This is a genomic window from Xanthomonas sp. BRIP62411 (assembly GCF_003993525.1).
Lineage (GTDB): Bacteria > Pseudomonadota > Gammaproteobacteria > Xanthomonadales > Xanthomonadaceae > Xanthomonas > Xanthomonas euroxanthea.
This window is the reverse complement of sequence record NZ_QEZI01000008.1, coordinates 472,012-495,789: the sequence shown is the minus strand read 5'-3', so window position 1 is coordinate 495,789 and position 23,778 is coordinate 472,012. Positions and strand designations below refer to the sequence as shown.

Here is a 23,778-nt window from a genome sequence, read left to right as displayed (position 1 = left end):
CCATGAACAAGCTGCATGCGAACACCCGCCACACCCCATTGGTCGCCGCACTGGCGGCTGCACTCACCCTGCTGGCCGGCAGCGCAAACGCACAGGACGCCAGCGCTGCCGCCGGGGTCACCGACCTGGACAAGGTCATGGTCAAGGGCGTGCGCGGCGCGCAGGCCGAGGCCATCGAGAACAAGCGCACCGCCGCGCAGATCATCGACTCGATCTCTGCAGAGGACATCGGCAAGCTGCCCGATGTCACCATCACCGATTCGCTGCAGCGCGTGCCCGGCGTGCAGATCCGGCGTTCGGCCGGCGAGGGCTCGCAGCTCAATATCCGCGGCATGCCGCAGGTGCAGACCACCATGAACGGCGAGTTGTACCTGAGCGCCGGTGGCGGCGACCAGTACGGCCAACCGAACATCGGCCGCGCGCAGCCGGATTTCGTCGACATCCCGCCGACGCTGTTCAGCGGCGTGGACGTGATCAAATCGCCGACCGCCGCGGACCTGGATGGCGGCATCAGCGGTACCGTCTCGCTCAAGACACGGCGCCCGTTCGACCTGCCCGAAGGCTGGACCTTCAGCGGCCAGGCCGAAGGCTCCTACGGCGACCGCGTGCAGGAACTCAACGAGCTGTACTCGGGCCTGGCCAGTTTCCGCACCGAGCGTTGGGGCGCGTTGCTGGCGGTGTCGTACTCCGATGCCACGCTGGAGAACAAGCATCCCAGCGTGTATTCCAATGGCGCGCAGAAATCCACCGAGCAGAACGTGGGCTTCGATTTCAACGGCGACGGGCGCATCGGCAGCAATACCGATCCGTCCAACCTGCCGCGCGACTACTTCTACAACTGGGTCGCCACCGAGCTGGACAACCGCAGCACCGACCGCCAGCGCACCGGCATCAACGGCTCGTTCCAGTTCAACATCAACGATTCGTGGACGGTGCTGGCCGATGCGGCCTACACCAAGCTCGAAGACCAGGACACCTCGGTCGCCGCGCAGCTGCACACCGGTTGGGCCACCAACCAGCTGCAGCCCGGATCGGTGGTCGATTCCAATGGCGTGCTGGAATACGGCCAGTTCCGCTACAACCGCTTCCAGGCCCACTCGATGGCCGGCGTCGCCGACTCGGACGCGCTCAACACCAATCTGGAGCTGCGCTTCGACGATGGTGGCCCTTTCCGTGCCTCGTTCCGGTGGGTGCATGGCGATGCGCAGCGCACCTACGACGAAGCGCGTGCCGATGCGGTGGTGACGCGTGGCGACCAGATCACCCGCGCTGGCGGGGTGACGCAATGGGCCAACGCCAATGGCCTGCCGACGGTGGATGCCTCGGTGGATTTCCGTGGCACCTATCCGGCGGTCAACCTCGGCACCGATGTGTCCAACCCGGACAACTGGCAGCTGATGTCGACCTGGGCGCAGGGCAACAAGATCGAAGCGACGATGGACGCGTTCCGCGCCGATGGCACTTTCGAGTTCGACGAGGGTGTGGTGCGCGGCTTCCAGTTCGGCATCCGTTACGGCGAGCGCGAGGTCAAGCTGGACACCTATCGCTACCTGTCGCCGGTATCCACCAGCTGCGCCGACCCCAACCGCTCGCTGTACTACTTCAAGGATCCGCTGATCGTGGACACCTGCAGCGGCGTCTCCGAAGCGCGCCTGCTGCCGTTCAATTCGATCCCCGGTTACTGGGCCTACTTCAACGACTTCGATCCGCTCAGGGTCACCGGCCTGGGCAGCCAGGGCCTGCCGGCGATCAACCCGCAGGTCATGAAGGACCCGGTGGGCTACCTCAACAGCCTGTACCCGGGCAACGTGGCCTACCAGCAGGCCGCCGATTCCTACAAGGTCACCGAAAAGAGCACCGCGGCGTACTTCCTGGCAAACCTGGAAGGCGGCACCGGCAGCGCGGTGCCGTGGACGGCCAACATCGGCGCGCGCATCGTGCAGACCAAGCTGGCGATCGATCAGTACCTGAGCAGCGGCAACGTGTTCATCGGCAACGTTGAATGGAACGGTGTCAGCCCGGCGATCGGCACCAATCGCCTGAACCGTCAGTACACCGACGTGCTGCCCACCGCCAACCTGTCGCTGGACATCACCGACGCGCAGAAGCTGCGCTTTGCCTACAACAAGGCGGTGGCGCGCCAGGACCTGCCCGATCTCGGGCGCGGGCTGGTGAGCTTCTACGCGGTCAATGGCACGCCGCCGCGCAACCCTGCGTTGCCCTCGGACGCGGTGCTGTTCCTCAATGGCCGCTCCGGTAACCCGGATCTCGATCCGTATCGCGCCACCAACTACAACGCCTCGTGGGAATGGTATTTCTCCGATGCGTCGCTGGTCAGCGTGGGTGCGTTCCTGATCGACGTGAAGTCGTTCCCCACCACGGTGACCAACATCGAACTGTTGCCCGACGCCGATGGCGTGGCGCGGCTGGGCGGCCCGGTGGAGCGCATCGTCAATGGCGGCGGCGGCAAGATCAAGGGCTTTGAAGTCGGCTATCAACAGGCCTTCGACTTCCTGCCCGGCTGGTTGAGTGGCTTCGGTACCAACATCAACTACACCTTCTCCGATGCCGACACCGACAACACCGATATCCAAGGCAATACGTTGCCGATCGGCGACAATTCCAAGCACCAGGCCAACGCGGTGCTGTGGTACCAGAAGGACAAGTTGCAGGCACGCGTGGCCTACAACTGGCGCAGCAAGCGCTTCAGCCAGGTCAACAGCGGTGCGTGGGGCGACGAGCTGGCGATCTGGAACGACGACGTCGGCTATCTCGATGCGTCCTTCAGCTACGACGTCAACGACCACCTGACCCTGTACGCCCAGGCAACCAACCTGACCGGCGAAAGCGAGCGGCGCTACGCGCAGTGGACCAACCACTACTACGACCAGAACATCTTCGAGCGTCGTTACTACGCCGGCCTGCGTCTGCGCTTCTGATCCGGCTGTGCGTTGTGCGACATGGCGCACAACGCGCCGTGTCGCACATGTTTCGCTGTTGTCACTCTCCAGGCGGTCATTGCGCTTTCTTCCCGTCGCCGTTGATTGCGGCGCTGCAGTACGCCTGACGGCAACGTCAGGCACCCTCCCATTCGGCCGCATCGTCGGGAAGCGATGTGGCCGTTTTTTTGTGTGTGATGGCGCAGGCGTTACACGATGCCGATCGATGCAGCACTTACCGCGCCGGCGGCCCGGCCGTCGAGCCGCGCTTGACCACGGTGTACTTCATCACCTGGTGCACGCCCGCTGCGGGATCGCCCTTGCGTCGCTGGCGGATCGCATCGGCCAGCAACGACACCGCGGCGCGGCCCATCGCGGTGACCGGTTGATGCACGGTGGTGAGCTCGGGCCAGATGGTGGTGGCCACCGGGGTGTCGTCGAAGCCGGCGACCGAGACATCCTCGGGTACGCGCAGGCCCAGCCCGTGCGCGACCGCAACGGCCGCAGCCGCCATATCGTCGTTGCTGCAGAAGATGGCGGTGGGCGGTTGCGCCTGTGCGAGCAGGCTGCGCGCGGCGAGCAGGCCGGAGTGATAGGTGAACAGACCCTCTGCCATCAATTCCTCGGCCACGGGCAGGCCAGCGGCCTGCAGGCTGTCGAGATAGCCATTGGCACGCAACGCGCTTGGCGTGTGCTTGGGGTCGCCCTTGATCAATGCGATGCGGCGATGGCCCAGTTCAACCAGGTGGTCGACGATGGCGCGCGCGGCCTGGTAATCGTCGATGCGCACCGAGCTGATCTGCGCCATCGGTGCGCCGCTCGCCACCGCCACGACCGGAATGCCGCGTGCATCGAGTTCGGCGATGGTCTGGCGCGAATCGCATAACGGGGGCGGCAGGATCACGCCGTCCACGCCGGCTGCCAGCAAGCGTTCGGTGGCGGCACGCTGGCTGCGGATGGCACCGCATTTTTCCACCAGCACCTGGCTGCCATTGAGGCTGCTTTGCTCGAGCAGGCCGAGCATGAATTGATTGAGGTAGGCCGCGCTGGGATTGCTGTACAGCACGCCGATGCGCAACAGGCCGCTGGTGCGCAACGAACGGCCTGCCAGATTGGGCCGGTACCCCAATGCCTGCACCGAGGCTTCCACGCGCACGCGCATGTCCTCGCCGACATGCGGGTGACGGTTGATGACGCGCGAGGCCGTCATCGGCGAGACGCCGGCGTGCTTGGCGACATCCAGCAAGGTCGCTGCGTTGTTGGCACTGCGTTGGCGCTTGGCCGCCATTGTGTGTGCTCGTCCTGGAGTGGAAGCGAAGGGGCAGCAGGTAGCGCGAGGCCTGCAGCAACCGCGAGTGCCTGGCCGCTGGCACTCGCTGTCGATGGAGGTATCGGCACAGGCAACGGGCAGCATGCGCGTCATCCGTGCCGCTCGCCCTCACCAAAGACACCTGCGACGTCTTCCGTCGCAGTTACTCGCTCGGCGGTTGCACGCTTTTCGCGCGACTGCCGAAATCGCCATCGGCCTCGGCCGCCAGGTATGCAAATACCGTGTAGGCCGCCACGTTCTGCGCCAGCGCCTTGGGGTCGATCTTGTCCAGGGTGTCGTCGGCGGTGTGGTGCAGGTCGAAGTAGTCGGTGCCGTCCTGCGCCAGCCATGCCCATGCGCCGCCCTTGGCGGAAATCGGCCCGACATCCGGGCCGGGGCCGCCCTTGTCCGGCACATACGCGATGCCCAACGGCGCGAGCACCTCGGCAATCTGTTTGGTCGCGGCGCGCGAGTCTTCCGGTGCCGCCGAGCCGGTGTTGAACGCATAGATGCGCCCGGCACCGAAGTCGCTCTCTGCGCCGATCTGATGCAGCGCCATGTCCTTGGCATCCTTGCCGTGCGCGGCCGCATACGCCTTGCCGCCGTACAGGCCCTGCTCCTCGTTGGCGAAGGCCACCACGCGAATCGTGCGCTTGGGCGCCTGCTTGAGTTGGCCGATCAGGTGGCCCGCGGCCATGGTGATCGCCACGCCGGCGCCATCGTCGATCGCGCCGGTGCCCAGATCCCAGGAATCCAGGTGCCCGCCGATCACCACCACTTCCTTGGGCTTGCTGCGTCCGGTGATTTCGCCGATCACGTTGTACGAAGTCGCCGTGCCATCCCAGCCGCAATCCAGTGCCAGCCGCACACGCGTGCTGCCCAGCGCGGCCAGGCGCGCGAGCTGGTTGGCATCGGGCACCGACAACGCCGCTGCCGGCACCGGCGTCAGGCCTTCGTCGAAACGGGTGATGCCGGTATGCGGCACGCGGTGCGAGTCGGTGCCGGCCGAGCGCATCACGAAGCCGATCGCGCCCTTGCGGATCGCTTCCGACGGGCCCTTGCTGCGCACCGCGCCGCCATTGCCGTAATCCTTGCCGTCGCGCGCCTTGGTCATCTGGTAATCGACGAATGCGATCTTGCCGGCCAGCGAGCCGGCCGGTGCGGCCTGCAGTGCGGCCAGGTTGTCGAAGCGCACCACCTCGCCCTCGACGGTGCCACCCGGGCTGCCGCCCAGGGCGGTGATGTGCAGGGGCTGCGCATGCGCACCGATCACCGCGGCCTGTTCGCTGCGCCGCTGCCACTTGGGAAAGCGCACCGGCTCGGTCCACACCTTGTCGAAGCCCAGTGACTGGAACTTGGCCTTGGCCCAGGCCACCGCGCGCGGATCGGCCTCGCCACCGGCGATGCGCGGGCCCACTTCGGTGGTCAACGATTCCACCACCGCAAAGCCGGTGTCGTCGGCCAAGGCCTGCTCGCGCAGCTGCGCGGCGGTGCGCAGTGCGCTATCGGCGATGGTGGTCTGTGCGGCGAGCGCGGGTGCGCAAGCGAGTAGGGCAGAGATGGCAACAGCGAGGCGACGCATGCAGGGCGGCTCCAACGACAAGGGGGACCCCGAGCTTATCAGCGCGAGGTCCCCCGTCTGCGTGCGAAAGGTCATCCTCCTGCGCGACGTTGCGCAATGGATGTGCCCGCTTACGGCACGCCTGGTGTCTTCAGCGTGTCGTTCTTCAACGAATCGCGAATCTCGCGCAGCAACAGCACTTCTTCGCTCGGGCCCTTGGGGGCATCCGGCTTGCGGTGGGTCAGGCGGTTGATCAGCTTGACCACCATAAAGATCGCGAAGGCGATGATCACGAACTGCACGACGGTGTTGATGAAATCGCCGTAGCCGATGGCCACCGCCGGAATTTCCTTGCCGGTGGCATCGACGCCGGCAGGCTTGAGCACCCAGGCCAGGCGTGAGAAATCCACATTGCCGATGGCCCAGCCGATCGGCGGCATGATGATCTTTTCCACCAGCGCGGTGACGATCTTGCCGAACGCTGCACCGATAACCACACCGACCGCCAGGTCGATGACATTGCCACGCATCGCGAATTGCTTGAATTCGCTGACCATTCCCATAGCGCACTCCAGATGCGGTCGCGGACCAACTGCCGCGGCGTGATCGTAGCGGGCGGCGTGTCAGCCCGCGATGATGCCGTGGCGCTCGGCGACGTTTTCCAGGCGTGCACTGAATTGATCGCCCGGCAGCAGCGGGCCGACACCGGCCGGCGTGCCCATGAAGATCAGATCGCCCGCGCGCAACGCATAGAGTTTGGAGAGCTCATGCAGGATTTCCGGCACGTTCCAGATCATCTGGTCCAGCAATGACTGCTGACGCACCTGGCCGTTGACCTCCAGCGACAGGTTCAATGCCTCCAGCGCACCCACTTCGCCGGCATGCACCAGCTCGCTGATCGGCGCGGAGTGATCGAAGCCCTTGGCGATGTCCCACGGCAGGCCCTTGGCCTTGGCGGCGGCCTGCAGATCGCGTCGGGTCAGGTCCAGGCCCACGCCGTAGCCATAGATCAGCGCCTCCGCCTGATCCACCGGCAACTCGCCGGCCGGCGCATCGCTGCCCAGTGCCACCACCAGCTCCACTTCGTGGTGCAGTTCTTTGGTGCCGGGCGGGTACGGAATGTGGTCGCCATGGCCGACCACGATTGCATCGGCGGGCTTCATGAAAAAGGTCGGCTGGCCACGCTCGGCCCTGGAGGCAGGCGCAGTGGCGCCCATCTCGCGCGCGTGATCGGCAAAGTTGCGGCCGACACAGTAGATGCGGTGCACCGGAAAGTTGCCGCCACCAACCACCGGAATGCGCGGGACGTCGGCGGCGGGAATCACATCGTGGGTCATGCACGCATCCTTGGGGAACGGGGCAGCTGAGTCTAGCCGTTTGGCCGTGCATGACGGAACCGCCGTGCTGCGCGTTGAGTGCATCGCGCCGCCTGGCCGGCAGTGCGTGCGATCACGGTCTGCGTCGGCGCAGGCGAAAGCGCGCATGCCGGTCAGCTCATGCGCGCAGTGATATCAGGATTCAATGCCCACCGCGCCGGATGGCGGTGGCGCGGTGCTTCAGTGCGACAACGGCAGTGCGGGCTTGCGCACCACGCGGTACTCGGCTTCGACCACGCGTGTCTGTTGCGGCGCGCGACGGTTCGACTTGCTCAGCAGCTTCCAGGCGATGCCGCCCAGGATCATCGCCGCGCCCACGAACACGCTGAAGAAGATCAGCACGGCAAGGATGACCAGACCGGCCAGGCCGGCGGCAACGCGCACCAGCGGGTGACGCGGCTTGCGCGGGGCAAACAGGTGGTGGAGGTTGCCGAATTGGAAGAGGCGTGCAGGCATGGCGGTGGGCTGCCGGGCAGGAAACAGGCCCGCAGTATCGTTGCGGTTTCATGTCATTGAGTGAAAACTTCGTTAAACAATGGCCTGTTTTGTTAACTCCATCACATCCAGGGGGCTAGAAGCAGGGCGTCCGGTCGGCAGGAACGCGCATTCGTGAGGGCCGTAGATGCATGGGTGGTGGCCATCGCACGGCGTCGGCGCGATGCAGGCGCGTGCCACAATCGCAGTCCGTTCTCCCACAGCAGATTGCATGTCTTCGCCATCGCCCACCACGCTTGCCGACCTGGCGCAGATTCCCGATGCCGGATTTCTGGAAGTCGAAGCGGTGTGGGACGGCGGCGCGGAGTCGCTGGTGCTCTATCGCGATGGTGCACAGGTGCGCGCCTGGTTGAACGTCTGCCCGCATGCCGGCAGGCGGCTGGATTGGGCACCCGGCCAGTTCCTCAAGACCAAGGAAGGCCACCTGGTCTGCGCGGCGCACGGCGCGGCGTTCGAGCTCAGTGGCGGCGAATGCATCAGCGGGCCGTGCCGCGGTCAATCGCTGCTGGCGGTGCCGGTACGCATCGAGGGGACGCAGGTGGTTTTTGGCTAGGTTGCCGCTCTAAGGCCGCGTCACCGATCCAGTACAACGTCCGCGTGCCGAGTCTGGAGCAAAGCGCGGCTGGCAGGACATCGCCAGCAGTCGTCGGCCAGCTTCAAGCAGCAGGTGGCGCCGTCGCCGCGTCTCGTGTCTGGCGATCGGGCGTGCAATGCGCCTGACGGCGCACCATCGATGATCGGCCCTCTGCGCGCATATCTGCAGTGATCGCCGTCGCCGGCCACGACGCCGATTCAGCGCGCTGCCCACCAGAACATCAGGTTGATCATCGAGACCATGACCACGACGTAGATCAGCGACAGCGGTGCGCCCACGCGCCACAGCTCGCGTGGCTGATAGTTGGCCGGGCCGGCCACCATCGAGATCACCGGGTTGGAGGCGGTCATCAGATTGTTGGACGCCGACAACGCCACGATCAGCGCGAACGCGGTCGGGTTGCCGTTGGCCGCCAGTGCCAGATTGACCGCGATCGGCACCATCACGATGGTGGCGCCGACATGGCTGATCACCAATGAAAACGCGGTGGTCAGCAGCGCCAGGCTGATTTCCAGCGCCCACACCGGAATGCCCTCGGGCAGGCGGTCGATGGTGTGGCCGGCCACCCAGGCCGCGGTGCCGCTGCTGTCCATTGCCCAGCCCAGTGGAATCAGGCCGGCCATCATGAAAATGGTCTTCCAGTTGATCGAGGCGTAGGCCTCGTCCATGCGCAGCACGCCGCTGACCAGCATGCAGGCCACGCCGGTCATCAAGGTCAGCGCCACCGGCAGCCGCGAGGTCAGCGCGATCAGGATGGTGAAGGCAAAGATCGCCATGGCGATCTTGAACTTGTGCGGGCGCTGCTCGCCTTTGGGGAAGTCGGTCACCGGCACGAAGTCGCGGCTTTCCGCCGCCTGCGCCAGGTCCTGCCAGATGCTGTGGAACACCAGCATGTCGCCGCCGCGCAGCGGCACGTTGCGCACGTCCTCGCGGATCACCTGCTTGTCGCGGTTGATCGCCAGCAGGCTGATGCCGCTCTGCTTGCGCAGGCGCAACTCGGCGGCGGTCTTGCCGATCAGCCGCGAGTTGGGCGGAATCAATGCTTCGGAAATGCCGGCCAGGCTGGGATTGAACAGATCGCCCAGGTTGCGCAGGCGCGAGGACATGCGCAGGAAGTGGTTCTGCGCAAAGTCGGTCACTTCCTGGCGCGGCCCCATCGCCCCGAGCACGCTGCCGACCCAGATGCGCATGTCCGCCGGCGGCGCCAGGCGGGTGTCGTTGCCGGTCTTCAAGGCGAGCAGCAAGGGCGCGTCGTGCAGCGCCTCGGCCTCGCCCAGGGTCATGCCGACCAGCGGGCTTTCGGCGCTGACGGTGAGCTCGAACACGTCGCCGTCGATGCCGTAGGTCTTGGCGAAATAGCTCTCGGTGCGCGAGGGCGTGACGCCTTCGTTGATCAGGCGTTCTTCCTCGATCAGCTTGCGGTCGCCGTAGAAACGGAAGTACAGCAATGCGGCGATCAGCAGGGCCACGCCGATCGGCAGCGGCGCGAACATCGTCAATGGCTCGATGCTGGCCATGCCCGAGGGCAGGTTGTTGTTGGCCGACACCAGCAGGTCGTTGAGCAGGATCAGCGGCGAATTGCCCACCATGGTCAGCGCGCCGCCCATCACGATGGCCGCGGCAATCGGCAGCAACATGCGTTGCAGGGTCAGCCCGGTGCGCGCGGCCAGCCGCGAGGCGACCGGCAGGTACAAGGCCATCACCGACGGGTTCTGCATGAAGGACGAGTTCAGGCCGGAGATGGCCAGCGTCATCATCATCAGACGTTGTTCGCTGCCGTGCGAGCGCCGCAGCAACCAGGTCGCCAGGCGATTCAACGCCCCGGTGCGCTCCAGCCCCGCACCGAGGATGGTGGTGGCGATGATGCTCATCACCGCGTTACCGGAAAAACCACCAAACAGTTCTTCCGGCGCCACCAGCCCGGTGACGCCCAGCACCACCAGCACGATCAACGCCACCACATCGGCGCGAATGCGCTCGAACAGGAACATCGCCATCGTGAAACCGACCAGCCCGAGGACGAGCTTCATATCGTTGGTCAGTGTCAGCGCGGTATCCATTGGGGGCCGGGAATGGGGAGTCGGGAATAGGGAATTGGCAGAGCGGGAAAGCGCTGACGCTGTGAGTTATCCGGGGGGCATCGCCGTTTGCTCCTGCGATTCCCGATTCCCGATTTCCGAATCCCGGTCATACAGCAAATCCCACACGCCGTGGCCGAGCTTCTGGCCGCGGGTTTCGAAGTGGGTCTGCGGGCGCCAGGCGGGGCGTTCGACGTGGCCGCGCGGGCCGGCGCGATTGACCAGGCCCGGTGTGGCGTCGAGCACGTCCCACATCTGTTCGGCGTAATCGGCCCAGTCGGTGGCCGCGTGCAGGCGGCCATCATGGCGCAGCTTGCGCACCACCAGCGCCGCGAACGCCGGCTGGATCAGGCGGCGCTTGTTGTGGCGCTTCTTGTGCCATGGGTCGGGGAAGTAGATGCGCACCTCGTCCAGCGCGCCATCGGCGATCTCGTGCTCGAGCACTTCCACCGCATCGTGGTGGTACAGGCGCACATGCGTGCTGCCGTCATCGTCCAGCGCATTGAGCAGGCGACCGACGCCAGGCGCATGCACCTCGATGCCGATGTAGTCGCGGCTGGGGTCCTGCTGGGCGGCAAAGCGCAATGCCGCCCCGTTGCCAAACCCGATCTCCAGCACCTTGGGCGCGGGACGGCCGAACGCCGCATCCAGGTCGCGCGGCGTGCCGCTGTAGTCCAGGCCGAAGCGTGGCCACAGCTCGTCGAACGCGCGCTGCTGCGCCGGGGTAAAGCGGCCCTGGCGCAGCACGAAGCTGCGCACCTGCCGGCGGCCCTCTTCGATGGTGAAGGGCTTGGGCGGCATCTTGGCGCCGTCGCTGGTGAAAGGATCAGTCATGAATTAGGTCACATCAGAAAACAAAGCCCCTCTCCCTTTGGGAGAGGGGTTGGGGTGAGGGTAGGGCGTGAGGGGGCACTCGCAGCAATGCGCGATCTGGCAACGGCCACATCCGGCACCTCACACCGCCAAGCATTGCGCATCGACTGCAATGTCAACGCAGCACACCCACTCATCCAATCACGCCATCCACCGGACTGGACGCCGAGGCATACCGCTTGCGCGGAATCCGCCCGGCCAGGAAGGCCTCGCGTCCGGCCTCGATCGCCTTGCGCATCGCGCTGGCCATCAGGATCGGATCACGCGCACCGGCGATGGCGGTATTCATCAATACACCGTCGCAGCCCAGCTCCATCGCGATCGCCGCATCCGATGCCGTGCCCACGCCGGCGTCGACGATGATCGGCACCTTGGCGTTTTCGATGATTTCCAGCAGGTTGTACTTGTTCTGGATGCCCAGCCCGGAGCCGATCGGCGCGGCCAGCGGCATCACCGCCACGCAGCCGATCTCCTCCAGGCGCTTGGCCAGGATCGGATCGTCGGAGGTATAGACCATGACGTCGAAGCCGTCGGCGACCAGCTGCTCGGCGGCCTTGAGCGTCTGCACCACGTCCGGATACAGCGTGCGCTCGTCGCCGAGCACCTCCAGCTTGGTCAGGTTGTGGCCGTCCAGCAGTTCGCGCGCCAGCCGGCAGGTGCGGACTGCATCTTCAGCGGTGTAGCAGCCGGCGGTGTTGGGCAGCAGCGTGTAGCGATCCGGCGGCAGCACATCCAGCAGGCTGGGCGCGTTCGGGTCCTGGCCGATGTTCACCCGGCGAATCGCCACGGTGACGATCTGCGCGGCGGCCGCTTCGGTGGCCAGGCGGGTTTCGTCCAGATCCTTGAACTTGCCGGTGCCGGTCAGCAGGCGCGAACGGTAGGGCTTGCCGGCGATGATCAGCGCATCAGAGGGGGCGGTATTGGTCATCAGGCGATTATCACCGATCGCGCGCAGCTGCGCCGGCCTGCGCGCCGCATCAACCGCCGCCCAATGCGTGCACGATCTCCACCACGTCGCCGGCACGCAAACGGTGCGTGGCGTGCCGCCCGCGCGACACGATTTCGCCATTGACCTCCACCGCCACGCGCCGCTGTGCAAGGCCTTCCTGCTCCAGCAGGGTTGCCAGCAGCAAGTCGTCGGGAATGTCGCGCGGGGTGCCGTTGAGTTGAATGTTCATGTCATCATTGTGGCATCGCGTGCCGTCAGGGCGCGCGTTTTTGCGTTATGCGGCAATGCAGCGTGAGCGCGGGCGGCGAGGGTGAAACCATGTGCCATGCGCCGGCGTACGTCAGCAGGTCCGGTCCAGTTCCACACTACCTTGAGCAGGCACTTCCATGGCTTCAACTCTTCGCCCGATCCGTTCCCTGATGGCCGTGGCCATCGCCATTGCGGCCACGCCGGCCATGGCCGCGTCTGCCTTCGACCAGACCGTGTTCTTCGGTGACAGCCTCACCGACAGCGGCTACTACAACCCGTTGCTGCCGGCCGCCTCGCGCGCAGTCACCGGCAAGTTCACCACCAACCCGGGCTGGGTCTGGGCCGAATACGTCGCCGACCATTACGGCACCAATGCAGCGCCCAACGGCAACGGCCAGACCGGCGACAACTACGCTGCCGGCGGCGCGCGCATCCAGGCCAATTCGACCAGCGTGCTCGGTGCCGCGCCGTCGGTGACCAGCCAGGTCAACACCTACCTGAGCGCCAACGGCGGCCAGGCCAATCCGAACGCGCTCTACACCGTGTGGGGCGGCGCCAACGATCTGCTCGCCGCTGCAGCTGCGCCGGCCCAGGCGCAGGCCATCATCGGCAATGCGGTCACCGCGCAGGTCGGGGCGGTCGGCGCCTTGCAGGCCGCCGGCGCGCGCTACGTGATGGTGCCGACCATTCCGGACGTGGGCATCACCCCTCGCTTCCGCGCCGGCGGTGCCGCCGCGATGGCGCAGGGCACTGCGGCGGCAACCGCCTACAACACCGCGCTGTTCAATGGCCTGCGCTCGGCCGGCTTGCGCGTGATCCCGGTCGATACCTTCCACATCCTGCAGGAAGTGGTCGCCGATCCGGGCACCTACGGGTTCAGCAACGTCACCAGCACCGCCTGCAACCCGGCCGTGCCGCTGCCGGCGTGCAACCCGACCAGCCTGGTCGCCGCCAACGCGCCCAACACCTATGTGTTCGCCGATGGCATCCATCCGACCACCGCCACCCACCAGATCCTGGGCCAGTACGCCATTTCGCTGCTGGAAGCGCCGCGCCTGCAGCAGGTGCTGACGCATTCGGCGCAGGCGGTCGGCCGCGCGCGCGCTGACCAGGTGGCCTGGCATCTGGACGGCAAGCCGGACGCCGATGGCCTGCGTTGGTGGGGCAGCGTGCGTGGCGACATGCAGCGCTACGACCACGCCGATCTGTACGACGGCATGGCCCCGGCCGGCCTGTTCGGCGTGGACTGGACTGCCGGCGACCTGGTGTTCGGCGGCTTCGCCGGCTTCGGCAGCATGGATGCCGACTTCGGCAACCGCAACGGCAGCTTCAAGCAGGACGACACCACGCTGGGCGGCTTCTTCGGCTGGTACACCGGCCCGGTCTGGGTCAATGCCCAGGTCAGCTACAGCTGGCTCAGCTACGACGTCGACCGCGAAGTGCAGCTCGGGCCGGCCACGCGCGTGCACAGCGGCTCGCCGGACGGCAGCAACCTCACCGCCGCGGTCAACGCCGGCTATTCGCTGGGCGAAGGCAACGTCAAGTACGGCCCGGTGGTCGGCCTGACCTGGCAGAAGCTCAAGCTCGACGGCTACACCGAGGGCAACGCAAGCTCCACCGCATTGGGCTACGCCGATCAGGACATCGATTCGATGGTCGGCCGCATCGGCTTCCAGGTGCGCCTGGACGGTGCAATGGTCAAGCCATACCTGCAGGCAACCTACGACCACGAGTTCAAGGACGGCACCGAAGCCAGCGCCTGGCTGCAGTCGATGCCGGAAGTGGGCATGTACACCGTCCCGGGCCAGAACTTCGACCGCAACTATGCGACCGTCGTGCTGGGCGCCCGCACCGGCCTGTGGGGCCTGCAGAGCAATATCGGCCTGAGCACTACCACCGCACAGCGCAGCGCCCGCGATGCGACGCTGTTCGTGAACTTCAGCGGCAATTTCTGATCCGCGCCGCACAGCTGTCCACGCGGTAGATCTGCAGGACACGAGGGCCGGGCAACCGGCCCTCGTCACGTCTGCGCATTGCGCCCGACACCCGCACCCGCCTACACTCTCGCAACGCCACGCGGGCGTAGCTCAATGGTAGAGCTGTAGCTTCCCAAGCTACTGACGTGGGTTCGATTCCCATCGCCCGCTCCAGAGCTTTCGCCAAGTTTCTAAGTGTCTGACTTGGCTGGATATTTCGGCCGATTGATAATTCCGAGCGATGCCCCTTGAGGTATCAATCGAGGTATCAACCTTGCCCACGCCGCTGATGATGTCGCGCTCGGCCGGCCCGCATGCCATCTATCCAGCATCGGTTGCGGTGTGCCACGCGGCATGCAGGCAAGCGTCCTGACGTTTTTCTTGGCGGCCTTTCTGTTGCAGGTCGTGCGGGATACGCAGGTGCTGCTCCACGCTGCGCGATGAGTTGGCCGTTGCCAGGTGGCGTGTCAGGCGCTGTGTTCCTGGCTGCTCATGGGGAGATCCAAGGTCTACCAGAAGCCAAGGACTTTCCACCAGGTGCTGCCGACGAGACCGAAGATGAGGAGCTCAAGCAGGCACATGATCAGTCCGATCCTCCACCAGGCGCCCAGGCTGACGTAGCCGCTGCCGAAAATGATGGGTGAGGTTCCCGTGGCATAGTGCGTCAGTGTCATCATGATCGCCGAAGACGCGGTCATCATGAGCATGAAGGGGATGACGTAATCCGGCGGTATGAGCAGCGCACCCACGCCCAGGAACGCAAGCAGCATCGCACTGATGTGGGCGGTGGTGCTCGCGAACAGATAATGGGAAAAGACAAAGGCCAGGACGAGCACGCCGGCGATGGCTTTCCATCCCATTCCACTCGCGATGATGGCGCCCTTCATGGCCTCGGTGAACCAGCCAACCACGCCCAGCTTGTTGAGCTGTTCGGCCATCATCACCAGCGCGCCAAACCACACCAGCGTGTCCCACGCACTTTTTTCGGAAAGCACGTCGTCCCAGTCCAGCGTGCCGGTGATGATCAGCGTAAACAAGCCAACGAATGCCACGACTGTGGGATCCAGGGTCCATGAGGGGCCGAAAATCATGGCGGGCACGTTCGCCCAAAGGACCAACAGCAAACCAAACGTCCCGATCATCACTTTTTCTTTCGCCGTCAGCGGCCCCATCGCCTTCAATTCGGTCTTGGCGAAATCAACCGCGTTAGGGGTGGCCTTCAACTCCGGAGGAGACAGCAGATAGATGGCCAGAGGCATGATGATCAAACAGGCCAGCCCCGGCAGAAGCATGCAGAGCGCCCAGGTCGTCCAGGACAGGTGCAGCTGTTGGTCGTCGCTTTGGCGACATAATCGACCACCAGCGGATTGGGTGCTGTGGCGGTGAGGAACATTGCCGATGTGATGGGATTGGCGTGGTAGTTCACCAATGCCAGGTAGGTCCCCACCTTGCCTTGCGTGCCTTTGGCCGGATCGGAATCGAACGAGTTGGCAATAGACCTCATGATGGGGTGAACAATGCCCCCGCCACGCGCGGTATTGCTGGGGGTGAAGGGGGCGAGCAGGAGCTCGCAGATCGTCAGGCCGTAGCCGATGCCCAGTGTCCGTTTGCCCAGGAGCGCAATGAACACCATGCCGATACGGTTCCCCAGGCCCGTCTTCTTCAGGCCACGGGAAATCAGGATCGCAACCACGATCAGCCAGATGAGCGGGCTCGAGAAGCTGCTGAGCGCATCAGTGATCGCACCCTTGGAGCTGGTTGACGTGACTTGGGAAAGCGCGACGATGACGATGGCCATCATCGCCATCACCCCGATGGGCATGACCTTGAGGATGATCGCGATGATGGTGGTCAGGAAGATGGCGACCAGCCCCCAGGCCTTGGGCGACAGGCCTTCAGGACACGGGAGCAAGAGCAATGCGATAAGCACTGCCGTTGTCACCAGGGCCTGGGGCAGTTTGAACGGCACGGCTTGATTGAAATACTTGAATGCTGCTTTGACGCGACCTGGCATGCGGGGCCCTCTTTATGACTGTCCAACAAGCGGAGAACGCTTGAGGCGATGTGCCGCGGTTCCAGTCATCAAGGCTTGGCGCGTGGGCTTTCCCCAAAGTGATGCATGAGCTCGGCGTGCGTTTGCGCATAGGCAGCGTCCGTGAGAGACGTTGCCATGGGCGAATTCGCGGCAGTTTTCGCAACTTCGGCCTTCGCCCTGTCCTGGTCTTCGCTTCGCAGCGCCAGGTCAGCCAAAACGGCGACGTGAGTTGGCTGGACCTCGACGAAGCCGCCCGACACATAGAGCTGGAAAGGCGGCTCGCCCGTTTCCGGATAAATGAGGATCATGCCTTCGCGCAGCGTGCTCAGCATTGGTGTATGTCGTGCCATCACGCCAAATCGGCCCCGTTCTCCAGGAAGACTGACCTCCCGTGCGCGTCCCTCCCATTGGGCTCCCGTGAGGCTCACGACAGTCAGCCCGAAGGTCTGCTGGGCATTGGCGATGAAGTCGGGTCTGGGATGGGCAGACGTGTGTGCGTGCATGTCGTATCCGCCTGGAGCCTTGCCTGAAGAAGCCTCACTGCGTTGCGCAGCACCGGTAACGACTGCTGATTTTTCACCAGGCCTCATGTCCACACTCCTTGAAAAAATATGACGCTGTTGCCCCCCACAACAGCTTTTCTTTCTCGCCATCATGGCGCGACTTCGACACCGAAAAGCGACGCCAGCCGGTGCCACCTCGGGTCTCATGATGCATTGCACCATACACGCCTGCCTTGATTTCGATCAACTCGGATCGAACGGCCTCTGGGGCAAGCTGGGATGATGGTATGTGCCGGAGCAAACCGAATTGATTCGGGCATCGTCATGCAAAAAATGTCAGTCAAGGATGCGGAGAGCTGATGCTTATTTACCGGTCGTTTCTGGTGTTGGGTCCTGGGCATCCAGGTGCATGGCGTGCAGCCTGCTGGAAAGCGCTCGCGCCACGGAAAATTGATTGAACTCAAAAGGGGCTTTGAGGTGAGGCGTTTGGCGTCACTCCAACGCTTGCTTTCTAAGAAGTCGTTCGGATCGCTCCCATTCTTGGCGCAGGTGTGACGGTCTACAAGGGGCTCAAAATGACCGACACCAAGCCTGGAGACTGGGTCGTCATCTCCGGCATCGGCGGGCTGGTTCATATGGCCGCGTAACGCGCCAAGGCGATGTGACTCACTGTGGCAGCGGTCGATGTGGACGACGCCAAGCTGGATCTCGCCCGGCCACCGGGCGCCACTGTGGCGGTCAATGCGAAGAAGGAGGGCTCAACGGCGTGACCGGGCGGGGATCGATCGTTGGCAGCCGTTTGAATCTGCAAGAGTCGCTGAACTTCGCAGGGCAGGGCAAGGTGGCCGCGACGGTCCAGACCGACCGGCTCGAAAACATCAACGAGGTATTTACCCGCATGCACCAAGGCGCCATCGAAGGTCGCGTGGTGTTGAGCTTCGCGGATTGAGCAAGCCTGTGGAGGGCGTCGCCCTGGAATGAGGGCACGCACAGCTGGGCCGTGGTAGGGGATGCAACGCGTTGCGTAGCAGCAGCGCGGTTCGTTTCCGTTGCATCCGCCCCTGCGCCAGACCGTGCTGCCCACGACGAGCTGACCGGGCGCTTCGCGGTTTGACCGCTGCCGACGCCGAACCTGCCGCTGAGCCCGCTGTGGTCAGCCGGCGCAGCGACGCAGCGGCATTGTGGTGGTCTGAGCCTTGCACGTCGTGCGGGTGCGTTAGCGCGATGGGGCGTGGGTGTCGTTGCTGCTGCCTGGAGAAATCAACGTACGCGCACGATCCGAAAGAGGGCAGCCACGCTGGTGGAGCAAGTGGATGGCCTCCCTGGTCCGTCGCAGCAGCCCTGTGTTCGCAATGAAGGTGGTCTTCGATCCGTGGAACGCAAGCACGATGTTCTCGGTTCCGTGGGTCTTCCGGTAGTCGACCAAGGCAACATCTGCGTAAGGCCGAGTACGGGTCCGCAAGACGCGGTACTCCACACGCTCTGCATGAAGAATCAACGTGGGGTTGAGGCTGTTGTGCGCCCACGCAATCCAGGGCAGGAATGTGAACCCCGCAAACGCGGCCTCCAATGTGACGACGACAGATGTCTCCACCGAAATCTCCTTGCGCAGGACTACCTGTCTGACCCCGATCGTCGTCATTGTGACCTGTACCGACTGTGCTTGCGTCAACCGGCCCGGCGTCTAATTCACTCGGGCCATGGCCATGGGCCGTGAGCAAGGTGAAGCAGGCGTTTCCTTGCTGTTCCCATCACGCATCCCGTGCAAAAAGATCGTGTCGGCTGCCGATCCACCAGGCAGTCCTTGAGAGCACCTTATCCACGCATCGGGAGAGCCATATGCGCCGTATCCTGTCCGCAGCACTGCTCGGATTGTTGGTAGGTCACGCACACGCGCAGCAAGGGGATGGCACCGACGTGCCGGCGCAGGTGCACACATTCAAGCCGGACAAGGTGGACGCCAGTGCTGGTCAGATGGCTGGGTTGAAAGTTCCGGCAGGCTTTCAGATTAAGCCGCTCGCAACCGGGCTGAAGAATGCCCGCATCATCGCCGTGGCGCCGGGCGGCAACATCTACGTGTCCCGGCGTGATCAGGGCGACGTCCTGCTGCTGAAGGACGCCAACGACGATGGCAAGCTCGACGCACCTGCCAAGGTGGTGGCCAACCGATCCGGAGCGCATGGCCTGGCGGTTCGCGATGGCCAGCTCTACCTGGTCACGGTCAAGGAGCTGTTCGTCGCCCCGATTCTGAAAGACGGAACCCTGGGACCACTCAGGTTGCTGGTGGGCGATCTACCGGACGGTGGGCAGCACCCGAACCGTACGATGGCATTCGGCCCGGACGGCATGCTGTATCTGAGCATCGGCTCCACCTGCAATGCGTGCAACGAGACCAACCCCGAGCACGCGACGATGCTGCGCGTGTCGCCGGATGGGAAGTCACGCACCATCTTTGCTAGTGGCCTGCGCAACACCATCGGCTTCGATTGGGACCCTGCGACCGGCGAGTTCTGGGGCATGGACCAGGGCATGGATTTCTTGGGCGATGAGGTCCAGCCGGAGGAGCTCAACCACATCGTCAAGGGCAAGCAATATGGCTGGCCCCACATCTGGGGCAAGGACGGGGTCAACCCGCAGAGCACGCCGCAGGGCGAGATGACCAAGCAGCAGTGGGCCGCGATCAGCGAACCGATGGTCCTGGGCTACACGGCTCACGCCGCAGCCATGCAGTTCCACTTCTACCGGGGCGCATCCTTCCCGGCCGATTACAAGGGCGATGCCTTCATCACCTTCCGTGGGTCGTGGAATCGCAAGCCAGCGTCCGGCTACGAGGTGGTGCGGCTGAAGTTCGAAAACGGCAAGCCGGTCGCTTTCGAGCCACTCGTGACCGGCTTCCTGACCGAGGGCGGCACGAAACACTTTGCGCGGCCCGTGGGCCTGGCGGAGACGGCCAACGGCGCGCTCTTGGTCTCGGACGATGCCAATGGCGTCATCTACCGCATCTCCGCCACGGGCGTACCGGCCCGCGCTGCGGCAGCAGGGCAACCCAGCGCAGCACCAGCGGCGTCGCTCGAGAAACAGGTCAACCAGGGCAATGGGGTGCCGCTCGCCCTGGCTCGTCCCGAGACCAACAGCAAGGGAACGCTCACCGTGACTGCGCCCGCGTTTGCCAGCGGCGCTGCGATGGACAAGCGCTTCAGCGATTACGCCGATGGCGTCTCGCCGGCGCTGTCATGGAAAGCGGTTGCCAAGGCCACCTCCTACGTCGTGATCATGGAAGACCCCGATGCCAGGCCCATCACGCCATTCGTCCATTGGGTGGCCTGGAACATTCCCGCCAAGGTCACCCAGCTGCCCGAGGGCCTGCAGGAGCAGATGCGTCTGACTGAGCCCGATGGCGTGCTGCAGGGGGCAACGAGCCGTGGTTCGGTTGGCTACTACGGACCGCACCCGCCGGTGGGCGATCCGCCGCACCACTATCACTTCCAGGTCCTGGCGCTGGACACCATGCTGGACGTCAAGCCGGGTGCGACCCGGGACGAGGTGCTTGCCGCTGCGTCGGGCCATGTTCTGGCGAAAGGCGAAACGTTGGGTACCTACGCCCAAACCGTCGCCCCACCGAAGTAATCGCGCCGGAAACCGCGAGTTGATCGCATTGCCATCCCTGTCGTAGATGGGGCTTTCCATTCTTCGATTCGCGGACGTAGCGGGCGCTGAAGGCGCCCGCACGGCTGGAGATCGTGATCTTTCAACAGAGATGGGTGTTCACCATCGGCGTTTGCCTTTCAGCGACACCGTTGCCTGGGGCGTTGGCATTTGTTGTATCCAATACACCGACCCGGCTGCGGGATCGCCTGACCTTTGTCGCGCCAAGCCATGTCCGCCTATGGGCCCGCAGCTGGTGCTGGACGTGGCCCGTTGAGTGCGCAAGCTTCCACATCCTCCTTGGCGGCTGGACTAGTGGCCAAGCGCTTGGGTTACCCCTGATCCGTCAAGGAGGGGTAGTGACCTTCGTGGCATGTGCGCCGAAAGCGCCAACATGCGGTGCCAAGACCAGGCTCAAGCGCCGCCGGCATTCTCGAAAGGCAAGTGCGGACGCAGGCATGTCGCATGAATCAAAAATTTTTGCCTGCGCATCCCAAGCTGCCAGCAGCACTTCCAGGTCATTTATCAGTGTTTGCATTTATGCCCTTTGATGCACGGACGGTAGCCCCGCACCTCATCTGACCCTGAGGAGCGAGCCTACCTGGCCACTATGTCGGTGCTGTTAAGCCCGCTTAGGGGCAACTTATAGCGGACTCGGAAATGCAGGACAAGCGTTTGCCACCGTCTGCTGCTGTGCAATGCCGGGGCGAATCAGAACCCCGGTGGGCCCAGAAAATCTGGGCCCACCTGGATTGACTCAGAACTCCTGCCAGCCTGCGCCGTCAGTGGAGCTGATGGCTTCCAGTTTGCGCGCTGCACGGTGCGGGACAATTTTTGCGGGTGTCTTCACAGGCGTTGGCGTCCTGTTGCTGTTTGAGCCAGCAATGGCTGACGAGGCAGGAGCCGCGCGGACCGCAACGTTGCTCTTGTCGATCTTGAACACCGCCACGGCGTCGGTCAGCTGCGTGGCCTGTTCTTCCATCGCGCGGGCTGCAGCGGTCGCCTCCTCGACCAGTGTGGCGTTCTGCTGGGTCGCTTCATCCATCTGCGTCACGGTGGTGTTGACCTGCTCGATGCCGGCCGACTGTTCCTGCGAGGCTGCAGAGATTTCGCCCATGATGTCGGTGACGCGCTGCACGCTGGCGACCACTTCGGTCATCGTGGTTCCGGCGCTGCGCACCAGGGCCGAGCCTTCCACAACGCGCTGCACCGAGTCGTCGATCAGGTCCTTGATCTCCTTGGCTGCGCCGGAAGAGCGCTGGGCCAGGGTGCGCACTTCCGAGGCCACCACCGCGAAGCCGCGGCCTTGCTCGCCGGCCCGCGCCGCTTCCACGGCGGCATTCAATGCCAGGATGTTGGTCTGGAACGCGATACCGTCGATGACCGAGATGATGTCGGCGATCTTCTTGGACGACGCCTCGATACCGCTCATGGTTGCGACCACCTGGCCGACGACTTCGCCGCCCTGGGATGCCACGCCTGCGGCGCCAATCGCCAGCTGGTTGGCCTGGCGCGCATGTTCGGCGTTCTGGCGCACGGTGGAGGTGAGTTCTTCCATCGAGGCAGCGGTTTCTTCCAGGTTGGCCGCCTGCTGTTCAGTGCGCTGGGACAGGTCCTGGTTGCCTGCCGCAATCTCGCTGGCTGCCGAATTGATGGACACCGCCGACTGCTGGATGCGTCCGACAATCTCTGCAAGCTGTGCAGCAGTGGTATTGGCATCGTCGCGCATCTGGGCGAAGACGCCCTTGAACTCGCCGGTCATGCGGGCCGTGAGGTCGCCTGCGGCGATGGACTGCAGCAGCGAGGACAAGGATTGCAGGTTGCTGTCCGCGGTGGCCATGAGCAGGTTGAGGCTCTCGACCATGATGCGGAAGTCGTACTGGAACCGTTCCGCATCGCCGCGTGCGGTGAAGTCGCCATTGGCAGCAGCTTGTGCCAACTGCTTGATTTCCAGGTTCATGGCAGACAGGTTGGTCTTGACCTCATTCATGGTCTGCGTCAGCACGGCTTTTTCGCCAGGCAACTGCTCCATGTCTTCACTCAGATCGCCAATGGCATAGCGGCCCATGATGCGTGCGAGGTTGGACTGCACGCTGAGGTGGGAGGCAACCAGGGCGTTGGTGTCCTCGGCCATGCGGCCGTAGTCGCCGGGCAGTGCGCTGGCATCCATCAGAAAACTGATCTGGCCTTCGTCATGGCGCCTGGCCATGTCTGACTGGGCCGCCATCAGGCTGCGGATCTGCGTTTGCATGACCTGCATTGCCTGAAGCAAACGCCCTGGTTCGTCCCGAGCCTTGGTTTGCGCGTTGCTGGTCAGATCCCCTTGCGCAATGGCATTGGCGACCTGTGTTGCACGGGCCAGGGGCGTGGTGAGGCTGCGGGTAATGATCCAGCCCAGCAAAGCGCTTGCGATCAGGACAACGGCGCCACCGGTAATGAGCATGGCCCGTCCGCCTGCAATGGCGGCCAGTGCTTCCGCGTACGCATCCTTGGTGTTGTTGTTCTGGCGTGACACCAACTCCCGCAGTGTTTTCTGCCAGAGCAGGACGGCGGGTCTTCCCTTCTCGCTCAGCAGGGTTTGTGCTCCCATGCGGTCCCCTTCGGCGCACAGGGCCATCACCTGATCAGTGAAGCTGCGAGCAATGGTGCGGCGTTCGTCCAGGGCGACTCTGACGCGGCGACCGCCTTCAGATAAGGAAAGGCTGTCCAGGGCTCTGAGCTTTTCGCGTAGCCCGTTGTAGCGGGCCCGTTCGTCACTGATGGTCTTGACAGCCTCTTTGTTGAGCGCATCGCTGGTGACCATTGCATAGGTCCCGAGCGCTACCAGGATCGATGAGTTGGCGTCCAGCATTTCGTTGGCGACCTGGATCTTCGCCATCCGGTCTTGAACGATCGAGTCCAACTGGTGTTTGGAAACCGACATCGTCCACAGGCCTGCTGCAACAAGCATGGCAGAAAGAAGAATCAGGACGCCGAATGCGGCGCCCAGGCGCTTACCAACGCCGTGCCTTTGAAGAAATTCCATCTCGTAAACCTTCGGAGCTGTGCAAAAGCGCACACACACTTAGCGGCCTCTACCGCAAGGAATGAAGAAAAGGCATACATGTATATTCAAGATCTATACAAATGCTGTGCTTTTTGCGGCACTTGTCACCTTATGCCGTCGGAGCTTGCCGCAATCCCCGTGGGGTCATT

18 protein-coding genes, 1 tRNA gene and 1 pseudogene are annotated in these 23,778 nt (G+C 64.2%); 6 read left to right on the top strand and 14 right to left on the bottom strand.

The window, feature by feature from the left end; all coding sequences use genetic code 11:
• The first annotated feature begins 2 nt into the window (after positions 1-2).
• Positions 3-2,939 (top strand): TonB-dependent receptor, encoded by a 2,937-nt coding sequence (locus tag EO139_RS06450; RefSeq protein ID WP_119127561.1) that lies wholly within the window; start codon positions 3-5, stop codon positions 2,937-2,939.
• A 235-nt stretch (positions 2,940-3,174) separates the two neighbouring features.
• On the opposite strand, the gene EO139_RS06445 is transcribed toward EO139_RS06450, so the two are convergent.
• The 5 genes from EO139_RS06445 to EO139_RS06425 all read right to left on the bottom strand — a co-directional run bounded on the left by EO139_RS06445 (position 3,175) and on the right by EO139_RS06425 (position 7,641).
• Positions 3,175-4,227 carry a LacI family DNA-binding transcriptional regulator gene (locus EO139_RS06445; RefSeq protein WP_126969791.1) on the bottom strand — a complete coding sequence of 351 codons (1,053 nt, stop codon included), beginning with the start codon at positions 4,225-4,227 and terminating at the stop codon, positions 3,175-3,177.
• Positions 4,228-4,411: 184 nt separating this feature from the next.
• On the bottom strand, positions 4,412-5,830 hold the full coding sequence (locus EO139_RS06440) for a M20/M25/M40 family metallo-hydrolase (RefSeq protein ID WP_115677277.1): 1,419 nt from the start codon (positions 5,828-5,830) through the stop codon (positions 4,412-4,414).
• Between the two features lie 110 nt (positions 5,831-5,940).
• Positions 5,941-6,372: a large-conductance mechanosensitive channel protein MscL gene (gene mscL, locus EO139_RS06435; RefSeq protein ID WP_024940317.1), complete on the bottom strand. Its 432-nt coding sequence runs from the start codon at positions 6,370-6,372 to the stop codon at positions 5,941-5,943.
• 60 nt (positions 6,373-6,432) lie between these two features.
• Positions 6,433-7,146, bottom strand: coding sequence for a fumarylacetoacetate hydrolase family protein (locus EO139_RS06430; protein ID WP_126969789.1), 714 nt, complete (start codon positions 7,144-7,146; stop codon positions 6,433-6,435).
• 219 nt (positions 7,147-7,365) lie between these two features.
• Positions 7,366-7,641, bottom strand: coding sequence for a hypothetical protein (locus EO139_RS06425; protein ID WP_104583668.1), 276 nt, complete (start codon positions 7,639-7,641; stop codon positions 7,366-7,368).
• Positions 7,642-7,891: 250 nt separating this feature from the next.
• Here EO139_RS06425 and EO139_RS06420 point away from each other — a divergent pair, with 250 nt between their 5' ends.
• Positions 7,892-8,233, top strand: a complete 342-nt coding sequence (locus EO139_RS06420; protein WP_126969787.1) for a Rieske (2Fe-2S) protein — start codon at positions 7,892-7,894, stop codon at positions 8,231-8,233.
• A gap of 239 nt (positions 8,234-8,472) precedes the next feature.
• Here EO139_RS06420 and EO139_RS06415 read toward each other — a convergent pair whose 3' ends face one another.
• From EO139_RS06415 to thiS, 4 genes are all read right to left on the bottom strand, one after another.
• Entirely contained in the window at positions 8,473-10,335 is a 1,863-nt protein-coding gene (locus tag EO139_RS06415) for an SLC13 family permease (protein WP_104583666.1), read from the bottom strand.
• 66 nt (positions 10,336-10,401) lie between these two features.
• Positions 10,402-11,187: a tRNA (guanosine(46)-N7)-methyltransferase TrmB gene (gene trmB / locus EO139_RS06410; RefSeq protein WP_104583665.1), complete on the bottom strand. Its 786-nt coding sequence runs from the start codon at positions 11,185-11,187 to the stop codon at positions 10,402-10,404.
• 172 nt (positions 11,188-11,359) lie between these two features.
• Positions 11,360-12,154 carry a thiazole synthase gene (locus EO139_RS06405; RefSeq protein ID WP_016903327.1) on the bottom strand — a complete coding sequence of 265 codons (795 nt, stop codon included), beginning with the start codon at positions 12,152-12,154 and terminating at the stop codon, positions 11,360-11,362.
• 49 nt (positions 12,155-12,203) lie between these two features.
• On the bottom strand, positions 12,204-12,404 hold the full coding sequence (gene thiS, locus EO139_RS06400) for a sulfur carrier protein ThiS (RefSeq protein WP_104583664.1): 201 nt from the start codon (positions 12,402-12,404) through the stop codon (positions 12,204-12,206).
• Positions 12,405-12,594: 190 nt separating this feature from the next.
• Here thiS and EO139_RS06395 point away from each other — a divergent pair, with 190 nt between their 5' ends.
• Together EO139_RS06395 and EO139_RS06390 are read left to right on the top strand one after the other, a co-directional pair.
• Positions 12,595-14,379, top strand: a complete 1,785-nt coding sequence (locus EO139_RS06395) for an autotransporter domain-containing protein (protein ID WP_104583663.1) — start codon at positions 12,595-12,597, stop codon at positions 14,377-14,379.
• Between the two features lie 121 nt (positions 14,380-14,500).
• Positions 14,501-14,574, top strand: a tRNA-Gly gene (locus EO139_RS06390).
• 335 nt (positions 14,575-14,909) lie between these two features.
• On the opposite strand, the gene EO139_RS21775 is transcribed toward EO139_RS06390, so the two are convergent.
• The 4 genes from EO139_RS21775 to EO139_RS21405 form a co-directional block, all read right to left on the bottom strand.
• The gene (locus EO139_RS21775; RefSeq protein WP_206515120.1) at positions 14,910-15,692 is read right to left on the bottom strand and encodes an anion permease; all 783 of its coding nucleotides are present in this window, start codon (positions 15,690-15,692) and stop codon (positions 14,910-14,912) included.
• Positions 15,665-16,414, bottom strand: a complete 750-nt coding sequence (locus EO139_RS21770) for an SLC13 family permease (RefSeq protein WP_206515119.1) — start codon at positions 16,412-16,414, stop codon at positions 15,665-15,667. Before EO139_RS21770 ends, EO139_RS21775 begins: the two co-directional genes overlap by 28 nt.
• Positions 16,415-16,482: 68 nt before the next feature.
• Positions 16,483-17,025, bottom strand: coding sequence for an ATP synthase F1 subunit epsilon (gene atpC / locus EO139_RS06380; RefSeq protein WP_241235921.1), 543 nt, complete (start codon positions 17,023-17,025; stop codon positions 16,483-16,485).
• A complete protein-coding gene (locus EO139_RS21405; RefSeq protein WP_164739750.1) occupies positions 17,012-17,185 on the bottom strand; it encodes a hypothetical protein in 174 nt (57 codons plus the stop codon). The genes atpC and EO139_RS21405 overlap by 14 nt, the downstream gene beginning before the upstream one ends.
• 274 nt (positions 17,186-17,459) lie before the next feature.
• On the opposite strand from EO139_RS21405, the pseudogene EO139_RS06375 reads away from it, so the two are divergent.
• A pseudogene (locus EO139_RS06375) lies at positions 17,460-17,887 on the top strand (zinc-dependent alcohol dehydrogenase); the annotation flags it as partial.
• An 890-nt stretch (positions 17,888-18,777) separates the two neighbouring features.
• Complete coding sequence (locus EO139_RS06365) at positions 18,778-20,565, top strand: YbhB/YbcL family Raf kinase inhibitor-like protein (protein WP_126969783.1); 1,788 nt, start codon at positions 18,778-18,780, stop codon at positions 20,563-20,565.
• Between the two features lie 775 nt (positions 20,566-21,340).
• On the opposite strand, the gene EO139_RS06355 is transcribed toward EO139_RS06365, so the two are convergent.
• Positions 21,341-23,608 (bottom strand): methyl-accepting chemotaxis protein, encoded by a 2,268-nt coding sequence (locus EO139_RS06355; protein WP_126969781.1) that lies wholly within the window; start codon positions 23,606-23,608, stop codon positions 21,341-21,343.
• Positions 23,609-23,778: the final 170 nt, after the last annotated feature.